Raw genomic sequence first — 14,430 nt, forward strand, 5'->3', positions numbered from 1 at the left:
CAGTGCGCCGTTCCGCCCGATTCGCCGTGCGGGACGGGCACTTCGGGCCGCCCCCGGCCGTTCACCAAACGACGGCCGGGGGCGGTACCGTTCGGTAGCAAGACGGCGAGCCCCCTTCCCGCCGTCAGCGCCCATCGCCTGTACGAGACGGAGTGGCACCGGATGCAGCACCCAGTGGGTTCTCCGCTGCCGCCGCCCCACCAGCCGGGGCACGGACCTGCCCTCGGCTGGTCCCCGGCCGCACACCACCCTGGACCGCCCCAGGGACCCGCCCCCGTACCGCCTCCCGCACCGGGGTACCCCACGGCGCCGCGGCAGGCCCCGGCCCCCCACCCTGGCCCCGGCCCGGCCGCGCACCAGCCGGCTCCCGCGCCGGCCCCGCACCAGCCGGCCCCCGCCCCGGCCCCGCACCAGCCGGCTCCCGCGCCACCAGCGCCGGACACCACCGGGCATGTGCCGCTGCCGCCGGGCGGCCCGGTGGCCGTACCCAGCGTGCCCCACGCCACCGCCGCCGCGCCCGACCCCACCACGACCACCCTCGCGGTGCTGCTCATCGGCCCCGCGGGCGCGGGCAAGACCAGCGTGGCCAAGTACTGGGCGGACCACCGCCGGGTCCCGACGGCGCACATCAGCCTCGACGACGTGCGCGAGTGGGTCCGCTCCGGCTTCGCCGACCCCCAGACCGGGTGGAACGAGCACTCGGAGGCGCAGTACCGCCTCGCCCGCCGCACCTGCGGCTTCTCCGCGCGCAACTTCCTCGCCAACGGCATCTCCTGCATCCTCGACGACGCGGTCTTCCCGGACCGCCCGGTCGTCGGCCTCGGCGGCTGGAAGCGGCACGTCGGCCCCGGCCTGCTCCCGGTCGTGCTCCTGCCCGGCCTGGACATCGTCCTGGAGCGCAACGCCGAACGCAGCGGCAACCGCCGCCTCACGGACGAGGAGGTCGCCCGCATCCACGGCCGCATGGCCGGCTGGTACGGCTCCGGCCTCCCGATCATCGACAACTCCCAACTCGACATCCCGGAAACCGCCCAGCTCCTCGACGAGGTCCTCTCCCGCTCGATAGCCAGCCCACCCAGCTGGTAAGCGCCCCGAAGGGGCGCGGGGAACTGCGCGACCAGCCCCCACCGGCCGGTCACACGCCACACAACAGCAAGCCCCCACCCCACTTGGCGCACCCCGCATCCCCCGGCCCCGCCCACTCGGCCCACCCAAGCGGCGCCCCCACCGGCGGAGCCATACGCTCGGCTCATGTCAGAGGTCTACGCGGCCCGCCGGACGCGCCTACGGGAACGCTGCAACGCGGGCGGCAGCGCGGCGGCGCTCGTCTCCCGGCCCGCCAACGTGCGCTATCTCGCGGGCGCCGCCCCGCACGGCGCCGTACTGCTGCTCGGCAGGACCGAGGACCTGCTGGTCTGCTCGGGCCCGCCCGACGACCGGCCCACACAGGGCCGCCCCGACGAGTCGCTTCCGGTGCGCGCGCTGCCCGGGCCCGGTGGCGATCCCGCCGTCGCGGCCACCGGTCTCGCCGCGGACCAGGGCGCCGAGTCCCTGGCCACGGAGGACCACCACCTCACCGTGGTCCGGCACCGCGCCATGCGCTCGGTCGCGCCGACGCTGCGCCTGACCGACCTCGGACTGGCCGTCGAGCAGCTGAGGGTGGTCAAGGACGAGGAGGAGATCTCCTGTCTGCGCATCGGCGCCGAGATCGCCGACCAGGCCCTCGGTGAGTTGCTCGAGTCCATCCTGGTCGGCCGCACCGAGCGGCACCTCGCCCTGGAGCTGGAACGCCGACTCGTCGACCACGGCGCGGACGGCCCCGCCTTCCCCACCTCCGTGGGCACCGGCCCGAACTCGGGACGCCGCGGACACCGGCCCACCGACCGCCGGGTGGAGGAGGGCGACTTCCTCTCGGTGTGCCTGGGCGCGACGTACCGCGGTTACCGTTGCGAGATCGGCCGCACGTTCGTCATCGGCACCTCGCCGGCCGACTGGCAGATCGAGCTGTACGACCTCGTCTTCGCCGCCCAGCGGGCCGGACGCGAGGCCCTCGCACCCGGCGCCGCCTGCCGTGATGTGGACCGCGCCGCCCGCCAGGCACTGGATTCGGCCGGGTACGCGGAGAACCTTCCGGCACTCACCGGGCACGGTGTCGGACTCGAAATCGACGAGGACCCGCAGTTGGCCCCCGCGGCCATGGGTAAACTGGACGCTTGTGTGCCGGTCACCGTCGAACCGGGGGTCCACCTCCCGGGCCGGGGCGGTGTCCGGATCGATGACACGCTCGTCGTGCGCCCCGAGGCGGACGGCGGACCCGAGCTACTCACCATCACGACCAAGGAGCTGCTCGCACTCTAGCCTCGCGCTGTGCGGACGCTCCCGGGTCGTCCACGTCAGTCCAGTCCAGGAGATTCCGCAACCGTGGCTTCCACGAACGACCTCAAGAACGGCCTGGTGCTCAAGCTCGAAGGCGGCCAGCTCTGGTCCGTCGTCGAGTTCCAGCACGTCAAGCCCGGCAAGGGCCCGGCCTTCGTGCGCACCAAGCTCAAGAACGTGCTTTCCGGCAAGGTGGTCGACAAGACCTTCAACGCCGGCGTCAAGGTCGAGACGGCCACTGTCGACAAGCGTGACATGCAGTTCTCGTACATGGACGGCGACTACTTCGTGTTCATGGACATGGAGACGTACGACCAGCTGATGATCGACCGCAAGGTCGTCGGCGACGCCGCCAACTTCCTCATCGAGGGCTTCGAGGCCACCGTCGCGCAGCACGAGGGCGAGGTCCTCTTCGTCGAGCTGCCGGCCGCCGTCGAGCTGACCGTCCAGGAGACCGAGCCGGGCGTCCAGGGCGACCGCTCCACCGGCGGCACCAAGCCCGCCATCCTGGAGACCGGTCACCAGATCAACGTGCCGCTCTTCATCACCACCGGTGAGAAGATCAAGGTCGACACCCGCACGAGCGACTACCTCGGCCGGGTGAACAGCTAACCGTGGCTGCTCGCAACACGGCCCGCAAGCGCGCCTTCCAGATCCTCTTCGAGGGCGATCAGCGCGGCGCCGACGTCCTGACGGTGCTCGCCGACTGGGTCCGGCACTCCCGGTCCGACACCCGGCAGCCGCCGGTGAGCGAGTACACGATGGAGCTGGTCGAGGGCTACGCCGGGCGCGCGCAGCGCATCGACGAGCTGATCGCCCAGTACTCGGTCGACTGGACGCTGGACCGGATGCCGGTCGTCGACCGCAACATCCTGCGCCTGGGCGCGTACGAGCTGCTGTGGGTCGACGGGACCCCGGACGCCGTCGTCCTGGACGAGATGGTGCAGCTGGCGAAGGAGTTCTCCACGGACGAGTCGCCCGCGTTCATCAACGGCCTGCTCGGCCGGCTGAAGGACCTCAAGCCGTCGCTGCGCCGCGAGTAGCTCCGCAGCCGGTGCGGGGGAGGCGGAGCCGTGGCGGTGCGGTCGGGGAGCGGCTGCCGGTTGTCCGTGACCGGTCGCGCCCACGCGGCGGTAGCCGCAGGATCGACGCAGCCCCGCGCCCCTGGTGGAGCTGAGCCCACGACGTGACAAAGCCGCCGGGGTGGCCGGAACCGAACGAACGGTTCCGGCCACCCCGGCGGCACGTTTCTGCTGAGGCGGCGGAGGCTCAGAGCTCGTCGTGGGACGCCACCGCGCGACGCGCGTCCGCGTCCAGGACGCCCCAGCTGATCAGCTGCTCGGTGAGGACCGAGGGCGACTGGTCGTAGATGACGGCGAGTGTGCGCAGGTCGTCCTGGCGGATCGAGAGCACCTTGCCGTTGTAGTCACCGCGCTGCGACTGGATGGTGGCCGCGTACCGCTGGAGGGGGCCCGCCTTCTCGGCCGGCACGGTGGCCAGCCGCTCCAGGTCCAGGACCAGCTTCGGCGGCGGCTCCGCGGCACCGCCCGGGGTGGTGCCCGGCAGCAGCTCCTGCACGGGAACGCCGTAGAAATCCGCCAGCTCGGCGAGGCGCTGCACGGTCACGGCACGGTCGCCGCGCTCGTACGAACCGACCACGACGGCCTTCCAGCGGCCCTGGGACTTCTCCTCGACACCGTGGAGGGAAAGGCCCTGCTGGGTGCGGATGGCCCGGAGCTTGGCCCCGAGCTGTTTGGCGTATTCGCTGGACATATGGCTCCCCGGACAAGGTGTCGACGCGGCAGGCTGTGTTGTCGGCCGCGCGGCTGGTAACTCACTGTGAGGTTACGCAGCGTTACTCTCCTGCGTCAAGCCGAATGGTCCGCACCGACTCTTCCGTGGTATTCGCCATCCGTTACTCCGAGCGGGTGATCGGGGTGCGGCAGAAGGGTGACGGGGGAGTGTCAGGGGGGCCTCCGAGAGGGTTCTGTGAGCCTGCTACCGTAGGTGGCGCATATCCGACGTCCTTTAAGATCCGTCCCGTGAGGCGGAGAAGGGGGTCCGTTTCGTATGGACAAGCAGCAGGATGCCCGGCCCGTCCTTGAAGGGCCCGACATCGCGCGGGTGCTGACCCGCATCGCCCACGAGATCGTCGAACGCGCCAAGGGCGCCGACGACGTGGTGCTCCTCGGCATCCCGACCCGCGGCGTCTTCCTCGCCCGGCGGCTCGCCGACAAGCTGGAGCAGATCACCGAGCGAAAGATGCCGGTCGGCTCGCTGGACATCACCATGTACCGCGACGACCTGCGCATGCACCCGCCGCGTGCCCTGGCCCGCACCGAGATCCCCGGTGACGGCATCGACGGCCGCCTCGTCGTCCTCGTCGACGACGTGCTCTTCTCCGGCCGCACCATCCGCGCCGCCCTCGACGCGCTGAACGACATCGGCCGCCCGCGCGCGGTGCAGCTCGCGGTCCTCGTCGACCGCGGCCATCGCGAGCTGCCCATCCGCGCCGACTACGTCGGCAAGAACCTCCCGACGTCGCTGCGGGAGACGGTCAAGGTCCAGCTCGCCGAGGAGGACGGTCGCGACACCGTGCTCCTCGGTGACAAGCCGGCCGCCCCGGGCGCCCACCCCTAGCACCCCGCGTACGCACCCCCTCGTGCCGTACGCCTGCTCGGCGCGCCCCCGTACGCGCCCGGCCGCCCGAATTATCCCGCTCTTCCGCATGACTCGCCCTACGGAGCCTGACAGATGCAGCGTCATCTCATCTCGGCCGCCGACCTCACCCGCGACGACGCCGTCCTGATCCTCGACACCGCCGAGGAGATGGCCCGGGTCGCGGACCGGCCGATCAAGAAACTGCCCACCCTGCGCGGCCGCACCGTCGTGAACCTCTTCTTCGAGGACTCCACCCGGACCCGGATCTCCTTCGAGGCCGCCGAGAAGCGCCTGTCGGCGGACGTCATCAACTTCACCGCCAAGGGCTCCAGCGTCTCCAAGGGCGAGTCCCTCAAGGACACCGCCCAGACCCTGGAGGCGATGGGCGTCGACGCCGTCGTCATCCGGCACAGCGCCTCCGGCGCCCCCTACCGCCTGGCCACCTCCGGCTGGATCGACGCCGCCGTGGTCAACGCCGGGGACGGCACCCACCAGCACCCCACCCAGGCCCTGCTCGACGCCTTCACCATGCGCCGGCGCCTGGTCGGCCGCGACGCCGGGCTCGGCAAGGACCTGGACGGCCGCCGGATCACGCTCGTCGGCGACATCCTGCACAGCCGCGTCGCCCGCTCCAACGTCGACCTGCTGCACACCCTCGGCGCCGAGGTCACCCTCGTCGCCCCGCCCACCCTGCTGCCGGTCGGCGTCGAGACCTGGCCCTGCGAGGTCTCCTACGACCTCGACTCCACGCTGCCCAAGTCCGACGCGGTGATGCTGCTGCGTGTGCAGCGGGAGCGGATGAACGCCGCGTTCTTCCCCACCGAGCGCGAGTACTCCCGCCGCTACGGCCTCGACGGCGACCGGATGGCGAAGATGCCCGACCACGCCATCGTGATGCACCCCGGCCCGATGGTGCGCGGCATGGAGATCACCGCCGAGGTCGCCGACTCCGACCGCTGCACCGTCGTCGAGCAGGTCGCCAACGGCGTCTCCATCCGGATGGCCGTCCTCTACCTGCTGCTCGGCGGCAACGAGCCCGCCGTGTCCCACGCCCGCCCCACCGAGGAGAAGTAAGAAGATGAGCAAGACCCTGATCCGCGGTGCGAAGGTGCTCGGCGGCGAGCCGCAGGACGTGCTGATCGGCGGCGGCGTCGTCGAGGCGGTCGGCCGGAACCTGTCCGCCGAGGGCGCGGAGGTCGTCGAGGCCGGCGGCAAGGTGCTGCTGCCGGGCCTGGTCGACCTGCACACCCACCTGCGCGAGCCCGGCCGCGAGGACTCAGAGACCGTACTGACCGGAACCCGCGCGGCGGCGAGCGGCGGCTACACCAACGTCTTCGCCATGGCCAACACCTTCCCGGTCGCCGACACCGCCGGCGTCGTCGAGCAGGTCTGGCGGCTCGGCCAGGAATCCGGCTACTGCGACGTGCAGCCCATCGGCGCCGTCACCGTCGGCCTGGAGGGCGCCAAGCTGGCCGAGCTGGGCGCCATGCACGAGTCCGCGGCCGGCGTCACCGTCTTCTCCGACGACGGCAAGTGCGTCCACGACGCCGTGATCATGCGCCGCGCCCTGGAGTACGTGAAGGCGTTCAACGGCGTCGTCGCCCAGCACGCCCAGGAGCCCCGGCTGACCGAGGGCGCCCAGATGAACGAGGGCGTCGTCTCCGCCGAGCTGGGCCTCGGCGGCTGGCCCGCCGTCGCCGAGGAGTCGATCATCGCCCGGGACGTGCTGCTCGCCGAGCACGTCGGCTCCCGCGTCCACATCTGCCACCTGTCGACCGCCGGGTCCGTCGAGATCGTCCGCTGGGCCAAGTCCCGCGGCATCGACGTCACCGCCGAGGTCACCCCGCACCACCTCCTCCTCACCGACGAGCTGGTCCGCTCGTACAACCCGGTCTACAAGGTCAACCCGCCGCTGCGCACCGAGCGCGACGTCATGGCGCTGCGCGAGGCGCTCGCCGACGGCACGATCGACATCGTCGCCACCGACCACGCCCCGCACCCGCACGAGGACAAGGACTGCGAGTGGGCCGCCGCCGCCATGGGGATGGTGGGCCTGGAGACCGCGCTCTCGGTGGTGCAGGCGACCATGGTGGACACGGGCCTGCTCGACTGGGCCGGCGTCGCCGACCGGATGTCCTCCAAGCCCGCGCAGATCGGACAGGCCACCGGACACGGCCGTCCCGTCTCGGCCGGTGAACCCGCCAACCTCACCCTCGTCGACACGGAATACCGTGGCCAGGTGGACCCCGCGGGCTTCGCCTCGCGCAGTCGCAACACCCCCTACGAGGGTCGTGAGCTGCCGGGCCGTGTGACGCACACGTGGCTGCGGGGCAAGGCCACGCTCTTCGACGGGAAGCTCACGTGACATCTGTAGCACCGGTAATCCTGCTGGCCGCCGAGAAGGAATCGGCGGAAGTGACCGACTGGGCCGCCCGCGTCGGCTGGGTCGTCGGCCTCGGCCTCTTCGTCGCGCTCGTCTACTGGCTGATGCGCGAGGGCTGGAAGTGGCGCGGCACCCTCCAGGGAGACCTCCCCGAGCTGCCCGGCGCGCCGGACGACCCGGGTGCGGCGAAACTGGTGCTGAGCGGCCGCTACCACGGCTCCACCACCGCCGGACAGTGGCTGGACCGCATCGTCGCGCACGGCCTGGGCACCCGCAGCCGGGTCGAGCTGACCCTGACGGACGCGGGACTGGACGTCGTACGCCCCGGCGCCGCCGACTTCTTCGTCCCCGTCGCCGCGCTGCGCGAGGCCCGGCTGGACAAGGGCATCGCCGGCAAGGTCCTCACCGAGGGCGGCCTGCTGGTCGTCACCTGGGCCCACGGCGACAAGCTGATCGACTCCGGCTTCCGCTCCGACCACGCGGCCGAGCACAACGAATGGGTCGAAACACTGAACGACATGATCAACAAGACGGAAACGGAAGGCGCACGATGACGACCTCCAGCAGGGGAGCCCACCGGACTCCCGCCGTACTCGTCCTGGAGGACGGCCGGATCTTCCGCGGCCGGGCCTACGGGGCCGTGGGGGCCACCTTCGGCGAAGCCGTGTTCTCCACCGGCATGACCGGCTACCAGGAGACCCTCACCGACCCGTCGTACCACCGCCAGGTCGTCGTGATGACCGCCCCGCACGTCGGGAACACCGGCGTCAACGACGAGGACATGGAGTCCAAGAAGATCTGGGTCTCCGGCTACGTCGTGCGCGACCCCGCGCGCGTGCCCTCCAACTGGCGCTCGACGCGCTCCCTCGACGAGGAGCTGGCCGCCCAGGGCGTCGTCGGCATCTCCGGCATCGACACCCGCGCCCTCACCCGTCACCTGCGTGAGCGCGGCGCCATGCGCGTCGGCATCTTCTCCGGCCAGGCGCTGCCCGACGAGGGCACCATGCTCGCCGAGGTCCGCCAGGCCCCCGAGATGAGCGGTGCCGACCTCTCCGCCGAGGTCGCCACCACCGAGGCGTACGTCGTCCCGGCGATCGGCGAGAAGAAGTTCACCGTCGCCGCCGTCGACCTCGGCATCAAGGGCATGACCCCGCACCGCATGGCCGAGCGCGGCATCGAGGTGCACGTGCTGCCCGCCACCGCCACGGTCGAGGACGTCTACGCCGTCGACCCGGACGGCGTGTTCTTCTCCAACGGCCCCGGCGACCCGTCCACCGCCGACCACCCGGTCTCGGTCATGCGGGGCGTCCTGGAACGCGGCACCCCGCTGTTCGGCATCTGCTTCGGCAACCAGATCCTGGGCCGCGCGCTCGGCTTCGGCACCTTCAAGCTGAAGTACGGCCACCGCGGCATCAACCAGCCGGTGCAGGACCGCACGACCGGCAAGGTCGAGGTCACCGCGCACAACCACGGCTTCGCCGTCGACGCCCCGCTCGACCAGGTCTCCGACACCCCCTACGGCCGCGCCGAGGTCTCCCACGTCTGCCTCAACGACAACGTGGTGGAGGGTCTCCAGCTCCTCGACCGGCCGGCCTTCAGCGTCCAGTACCACCCCGAAGCGGCGGCGGGCCCCCACGATGCCGCCTACCTGTTCGACCGCTTCGTGAACCTCATGGAGGGCCAGCGTGCCTAAGCGCACCGATATCCAGTCCGTCCTGGTCATCGGCTCCGGCCCGATCGTCATCGGCCAGGCCGCCGAGTTCGACTACTCCGGCACCCAGGCGTGCCGCGTGCTCAAGGCTGAGGGCCTGCGCGTCATCCTGGTGAACTCCAACCCGGCGACGATCATGACCGACCCGGAGATCGCCGACGCCACCTACGTCGAGCCGATCACCCCCGAGTTCGTCGAGAAGATCATCGCCAAGGAGCGGCCCGACGCGCTGCTGCCCACCCTGGGCGGCCAGACCGCGCTGAACGCCGCCATCTCCCTGCACGGCAACGGCGTCCTGGAGAAGTACGGCGTCGAGCTGATCGGCGCCAACGTCGAGGCCATCAACAAGGGCGAGGACCGCGACCTGTTCAAGGAGGTCGTCGAGGAGGTCCGCAAGAAGATCGGCCACGGCGAGTCCGCCCGGTCCTACATCTGCCACTCCATGGACGACGTCCTCAAGGGCGTCGACGCGCTCGGCGGCTACCCCGTCGTGGTCCGCCCCTCCTTCACCATGGGCGGCGCCGGTTCCGGCTTCGCCCACGACGAGGAGGAGCTGCGCCGCATCGCCGGACAGGGCCTCACCCTCTCGCCGACCACCGAGGTGCTCCTGGAGGAGTCCATCCTCGGCTGGAAGGAGTACGAGCTGGAGCTGATGCGCGACAAGAACGACAACGTCGTGGTCGTCTGCTCCATCGAGAACTTCGACCCCATGGGCGTGCACACCGGCGACTCGATCACCGTGGCGCCCGCGATGACGCTCACCGACCGCGAGTACCAGACCCTGCGCGACGTCGGCATCGCGATCATCCGCGAGGTCGGCGTCGACACCGGCGGCTGCAACATCCAGTTCGCGGTGAACCCGGCCGACGGCCGCGTCATCGTGATCGAGATGAACCCGCGCGTGTCGCGTTCCTCCGCGCTGGCCTCGAAGGCGACCGGGTTCCCCATCGCCAAGATCGCCGCCAAGCTCGCCGTCGGCTACACCCTCGACGAGATCCCGAACGACATCACGCAGGAGACCCCGGCCTCCTTCGAGCCGACCCTCGACTACGTGGTCGTCAAGGCCCCGCGCTTCGCCTTCGAGAAGTTCCCGAGCGCCGACTCCACCCTCACCACCACCATGAAGTCGGTGGGTGAAGCCATGGCCATCGGCCGCAACTTCACCGAGGCCTTCCAGAAGGCGCTGCGCTCGCTGGAGAAGAAGGGCAGCCAGTTCACCTTCGTCGGCGAGCCGGGCGACAAGAAGGCGCTGCTCGAAGAGGCCGTCCGGCCCACCGACGGCCGGATCAACGCCGTCATGCAGGCCATCCGCGCGGGCGCCACGCCCGACGAGGTCTTCGAGTACACGAAGATCGACCCCTGGTTCGTCGACCAGCTCTTCCTGATCAAGGAGATCGCCGACGAGCTGGCCGCCGCGCCCGAGCTGACCCCCGACCTGCTCGCCGAGGCCAAGCGGCACGGCTTCTCCGACCAGCAGGTCGGCGAGATCCGCGGGCTGCGCGAGGACGTCGTCCGCGAGGTGCGCCACGCGCTCGGCATCCGCCCGGTCTACAAGACGGTCGACACCTGCGCCGCCGAGTTCGCCGCGAAGACGCCGTACTTCTACTCCTCCTACGACGAGGAGACCGAGGTCGCACCCCGCGAGAAGCCCGCGGTGATCATCCTGGGCTCCGGCCCGAACCGCATCGGCCAGGGCATCGAGTTCGACTACTCCTGCGTCCACGCCTCCTTCGCGCTCTCCGACGCCGGGTACGAGACCGTCATGGTCAACTGCAACCCCGAGACCGTCTCCACCGACTACGACACCTCCGACCGGCTGTACTTCGAGCCGCTCACCCTGGAGGACGTCCTGGAGATCGTCCACGCGGAGCAGCAGGCCGGACCGGTCGCGGGCGTGATCGTCCAGCTCGGCGGCCAGACCCCGCTGGGCCTCGCCCAGGCGCTCAAGGACAACGGCGTGCCGGTCGTCGGCACCTCGCCGGAGGCCATCCACGCCGCCGAGGACCGCGGTGCCTTCGGGCAGGTCCTGGCGCAGGCCGGGCTGCCGGCCCCCAAGCACGGCACCGCCACCACCTTCGCCGGGGCCAAGGCCATCGCCGACGAGATCGGCTATCCGGTCCTGGTGCGGCCGTCCTACGTCCTCGGCGGACGCGGCATGGAGATCGTCTACGACGAGACCCGGCTGGAGGCGTACATCGCCGAGTCGACCGAGATCAGCCCGTCCCGGCCGGTCCTGGTCGACCGTTTCCTGGACGACGCCATCGAGATCGACGTCGACGCCCTGTACGACGGCGAGGAGCTGTACCTCGGCGGCGTCATGGAACACATCGAGGAGGCCGGCATCCACTCCGGCGACTCGGCGTGCGCCCTGCCCCCGATCACGCTGGGCGGCTTCGACATCAAGCGGCTGCGCGCCTCCACCGAGGGCATCGCCAAGGGCGTCGGCGTGCGCGGCCTGATCAACATCCAGTTCGCGCTGGCCGGGGACATCCTCTACGTCCTGGAGGCCAACCCGCGCGCCTCGCGCACCGTCCCCTTCACCTCGAAGGCGACCGCGGTGCCGCTGGCCAAGGCCGCCGCCCGCATCTCGCTGGGCGCGACCATCGCCGAGCTGCGCGCCGAGGGCCTGCTCCCGGCGAACGGCGACGGCGGCACCCTGCCGTTGGACGCGCCGATCTCCGTCAAGGAGGCCGTGATGCCGTGGTCCCGCTTCCGGGACATCCACGGCCGCGGCGTCGACACGGTGCTCGGCCCGGAGATGCGCTCCACCGGCGAGGTCATGGGCATCGACTCCGTCTTCGGCACGGCGTACGCCAAGTCGCAGGCGGGCGCGTACGGGCCGCTGCCGACCAAGGGCCGCGCCTTCATCTCGGTCGCCAACCGCGACAAGCGCTCGATGATCTTCCCGGCGCGCGAGCTGGTCGCCCACGGCTTCGAGCTGCTCGCCACCTCCGGCACCGCCGAGGTCCTCAAGCGCAACGGCATCAACGCCACCGTGGTGCGCAAGCAGTCCGAGGGCACCGGCCCGAACGGCGAGAAGACCATCGTCCAGCTGATCCACGACGGCGAGGTCGACCTCATCGTCAACACCCCGTACGGCACCGGCGGCCGCCTTGACGGCTACGACATCCGTACGGCGGCCGTGGCCCGCTCCGTGCCCTGCCTGACGACGGTCCAGGCGCTGGCGGCGGCGGTGCAGGGCATCGACGCCCTCAACCACGGCGACGTGGGAGTGCGCTCACTCCAGGAACACGCCGAATTCCTGACCGCGGCCCGCGACTAGCAGCCCCGAGGGGGACACCGGAAACGGTGTCCCCCTCTTCATGAGGCTTCACGAGGACACCATGTACAAGACCTTCTTCTCTCTCGTCTTCAAGCGCATGGACCCGGAGGGCGCGCACCACCTGGCCTTCCGCTGGATCCGGCTGGCCGTCCGCGTGCCCGTCCTGCGCACCTTCGTCGCGGCCGTGCTGGCGCCCCGCTTCAGGGAACTGCGCACCGAGGCCCTCGGCCTGCGCATGCACGGCCCCTTCGGGCTCGCCGCCGGCTTCGACAAGAACGCGGTCGCGATCGACGGCATGGCGATGCTCGGCTTCGACCACGTCGAGATCGGCACCGTCACCGGCGAGCCCCAGCCCGGCAACCCCAAGAAGCGGCTGTTCCGCCTGGTGGGCGACCGTGCGCTGATCAACCGCATGGGCTTCAACAACGAGGGTTCACTGGCCGTCGCGGCCCGGCTGGCCTCCCGTACGCCACTCTTCCGGACCGTCGTCGGCGTCAACATCGGCAAGACGAAGGCCGTCCCCGAGGAGGAGGCCGTCGGCGACTACGTGAAGTCCGCCGAGCGGCTGGCCCCGCACGCCGACTACCTGGTCGTCAACGTCTCCTCGCCCAACACGCCCGGCCTGCGCAACCTCCAGGCCACCGAGGCGCTGCGCCCGCTGCTCAGCGCGGTCCGCGAGGCCGCCGACCGCGCGGTGACCGCCCGGCGTGTCCCGCTGCTGGTCAAGATCGCGCCGGACCTCGCCGACGAGGACGTGGACGCGGTCGCCGACCTGGCCGTGGAGCTGGGCCTGGACGGCATCATCGCCACCAACACCACCATCGCGCGCGAGGGCCTCGGCCTGACCTCCTCGCCCGCCCTCGTCGGGGAGACCGGCGGACTGTCCGGCGCCCCCCTCAAAGCACGGTCCCTCGAGGTGCTGCGCCGCCTCTACGCGCGCGTGGGCGACCGGATCACCCTCGTCGGCGTCGGCGGCGTCGAGACCGCGCAGGACGCCTGGGAGCGCATCCTGGCCGGTGCCACGCTGGTCCAGGGCTACAGCGCCTTCATCTACGAGGGCCCCTTCTGGAGCCGCGCCATCCACAAGGGGCTCGCCGCGCGCCTGCGGCAGAGCCCGTACGCCACCCTCGCCGACGCGGTCGGCGCCGACGTAAGGAAGCACTCATGACGGTGATGGAACCCTTCGGTGCCCGGCTGCGGCGCGCGATGGACGAGCGCGGCCCCCTGTGCGTCGGCATCGACCCGCACGCCTCCCTGCTCGCCGAGTGGGGCCTGAACGACGACGTGGCCGGGCTGGAGCGCTTCAGCCGCACCGTCGTGGAGGCGATGGCCGACCGGGTCGCCGTCCTCAAGCCGCAGAGCGCCTTCTTCGAGCGCTTCGGCTCGCGCGGCGTCGCCGTCCTGGAGAGGTCGGTCCAGGAGGCGCGCGCGGCCGGCGCGCTGGTCGTCATGGATGCCAAGCGCGGCGACATCGGCTCGACCATGGCCGCGTACGCGGAGTCGTTCCTGCACAAGGACGCCCCGCTGTTCTCGGACGCGCTGACCGTCTCCCCGTACCTCGGCTACGGCTCCCTGAAGCCGGCCGTCGACCTGGCGCGCGAGAGCGGCGCGGGCTTGTTCGTGCTGGCGCTGACCTCCAACCCGGAGGGCGGCGAGGTCCAGCACGCGGTCCGGGGTGACGGGCGCAGCGTCGGGGCGACGATGCTGGCGCACCTGGCCGCCGAGAACGCGGGGGAGGAGCCGCTGGGCTCCTTCGGCGCGGTGGTCGGTGCCACCCTCGGCGACCTGTCCTCGTACGACCTGGGCATCAACGGTCCGCTGCTGGCGCCGGGCATCGGTGCCCAGGGGGCCACGCCGGCGGACCTGCCGCGCGTGTTCGGTGCGGCGGTGCGCAACGTGGTGCCGAACGTCAGCCGGGGTGTCCTTCGTCACGGTCCCGATGCGGCGGCGTTGCGGAGTGCCGCGGACCGCTTCGCGGCGGAGATCCGGACCGCGGTCACGGCGCCCTGACGCTGG

13 protein-coding genes are annotated in these 14,430 nt (G+C 71.4%); 12 read left to right on the top strand and 1 reads right to left on the bottom strand.

Translation table 11 applies throughout. The features are described from left to right. Window positions 1-162: 162 nt before the first annotated feature. From ACZ6IM_RS12400 to nusB, 4 genes are all read left to right on the top strand, one after another. Window positions 163-1,086, top strand: a complete 924-nt coding sequence (locus tag ACZ6IM_RS12400; protein ID WP_469556273.1) for a Pro-rich N-terminal domain-containing protein — start codon at window positions 163-165, stop codon at window positions 1,084-1,086. A 165-nt stretch (window positions 1,087-1,251) separates the two neighbouring features. Continuing rightward, window positions 1,252-2,358, top strand: a complete 1,107-nt coding sequence (locus tag ACZ6IM_RS12405) for an aminopeptidase P family protein (protein ID WP_052837874.1) — start codon at window positions 1,252-1,254, stop codon at window positions 2,356-2,358. A gap of 63 nt (window positions 2,359-2,421) precedes the next feature. After that, on the top strand, window positions 2,422-2,988 hold the full coding sequence (gene efp, locus ACZ6IM_RS12410; protein ID WP_052837875.1) for an elongation factor P: 567 nt from the start codon (window positions 2,422-2,424) through the stop codon (window positions 2,986-2,988). Window positions 2,989-2,990: 2 nt separating this feature from the next. Continuing rightward, entirely contained in the window at window positions 2,991-3,419 is a 429-nt protein-coding gene (gene nusB / locus ACZ6IM_RS12415; RefSeq protein ID WP_052837876.1) for a transcription antitermination factor NusB, read from the top strand. 226 nt (window positions 3,420-3,645) lie between these two features. On the opposite strand, the gene bldD is transcribed toward nusB, so the two are convergent. Beyond that, window positions 3,646-4,149: a transcriptional regulator BldD gene (gene bldD / locus ACZ6IM_RS12420; RefSeq protein WP_003977337.1), complete on the bottom strand. Its 504-nt coding sequence runs from the start codon at window positions 4,147-4,149 to the stop codon at window positions 3,646-3,648. 297 nt (window positions 4,150-4,446) lie between these two features. On the opposite strand from bldD, the gene pyrR reads away from it, so the two are divergent. The 8 genes from pyrR (at window position 4,447) to pyrF (ending at window position 14,424) form a co-directional block, all read left to right on the top strand. After that, window positions 4,447-5,016 (top strand): bifunctional pyr operon transcriptional regulator/uracil phosphoribosyltransferase PyrR, encoded by a 570-nt coding sequence (pyrR, locus tag ACZ6IM_RS12425; RefSeq protein WP_052837877.1) that lies wholly within the window; start codon window positions 4,447-4,449, stop codon window positions 5,014-5,016. A 114-nt stretch (window positions 5,017-5,130) separates the two neighbouring features. After that, window positions 5,131-6,111, top strand: a complete 981-nt coding sequence (locus tag ACZ6IM_RS12430; protein ID WP_052837878.1) for an aspartate carbamoyltransferase catalytic subunit — start codon at window positions 5,131-5,133, stop codon at window positions 6,109-6,111. 4 nt (window positions 6,112-6,115) lie between these two features. After that, a complete protein-coding gene (locus ACZ6IM_RS12435) occupies window positions 6,116-7,402 on the top strand; it encodes a dihydroorotase (RefSeq protein WP_052837879.1) in 1,287 nt (428 codons plus the stop codon). Further along, window positions 7,399-7,974, top strand: a complete 576-nt coding sequence (locus ACZ6IM_RS12440) for a PH-like domain-containing protein (protein ID WP_398917124.1) — start codon at window positions 7,399-7,401, stop codon at window positions 7,972-7,974. Before ACZ6IM_RS12435 ends, ACZ6IM_RS12440 begins: the two co-directional genes overlap by 4 nt. Next, entirely contained in the window at window positions 7,971-9,113 is a 1,143-nt protein-coding gene (gene carA, locus ACZ6IM_RS12445) for a glutamine-hydrolyzing carbamoyl-phosphate synthase small subunit (RefSeq protein ID WP_052837881.1), read from the top strand. Before ACZ6IM_RS12440 ends, carA begins: the two co-directional genes overlap by 4 nt. Further along, window positions 9,106-12,414 (top strand): carbamoyl-phosphate synthase large subunit, encoded by a 3,309-nt coding sequence (gene carB, locus ACZ6IM_RS12450; RefSeq protein WP_052837882.1) that lies wholly within the window; start codon window positions 9,106-9,108, stop codon window positions 12,412-12,414. The genes carA and carB overlap by 8 nt, the downstream gene beginning before the upstream one ends. A gap of 61 nt (window positions 12,415-12,475) precedes the next feature. Then, window positions 12,476-13,582, top strand: coding sequence for a quinone-dependent dihydroorotate dehydrogenase (locus tag ACZ6IM_RS12455; RefSeq protein ID WP_469556423.1), 1,107 nt, complete (start codon window positions 12,476-12,478; stop codon window positions 13,580-13,582). Then, complete coding sequence (pyrF, locus tag ACZ6IM_RS12460; protein ID WP_469556280.1) at window positions 13,579-14,424, top strand: orotidine-5'-phosphate decarboxylase; 846 nt, start codon at window positions 13,579-13,581, stop codon at window positions 14,422-14,424. The genes ACZ6IM_RS12455 and pyrF overlap by 4 nt, the downstream gene beginning before the upstream one ends. Window positions 14,425-14,430 lie beyond the last annotated feature (6 nt).

It is taken from the genome of Streptomyces sp. NPDC042336, assembly GCF_055581985.1.

Coding starts and splice junctions, on each gene's coding strand:
- ACZ6IM_RS12405 (WP_052837874.1), top strand. CDS start 1,252: ATGTCAGAGGTCTACGCGGCCCGCCGGACGCGCCTACGGGAACGCTGC.
- ACZ6IM_RS12400 (WP_469556273.1), top strand. CDS start 163: ATGCAGCACCCAGTGGGTTCTCCGCTGCCGCCGCCCCACCAGCCGGGG.
- carA (WP_052837881.1), top strand. CDS start 7,971: ATGACGACCTCCAGCAGGGGAGCCCACCGGACTCCCGCCGTACTCGTC.
- ACZ6IM_RS12435 (WP_052837879.1), top strand. CDS start 6,116: ATGAGCAAGACCCTGATCCGCGGTGCGAAGGTGCTCGGCGGCGAGCCG.
- ACZ6IM_RS12430 (WP_052837878.1), top strand. CDS start 5,131: ATGCAGCGTCATCTCATCTCGGCCGCCGACCTCACCCGCGACGACGCC.
- ACZ6IM_RS12455 (WP_469556423.1), top strand. CDS start 12,476: ATGTACAAGACCTTCTTCTCTCTCGTCTTCAAGCGCATGGACCCGGAG.
- pyrF (WP_469556280.1), top strand. CDS start 13,579: ATGACGGTGATGGAACCCTTCGGTGCCCGGCTGCGGCGCGCGATGGAC.
- bldD (WP_003977337.1), bottom strand. CDS start 4,149: ATGTCCAGCGAATACGCCAAACAGCTCGGGGCCAAGCTCCGGGCCATC.
- pyrR (WP_052837877.1), top strand. CDS start 4,447: ATGGACAAGCAGCAGGATGCCCGGCCCGTCCTTGAAGGGCCCGACATC.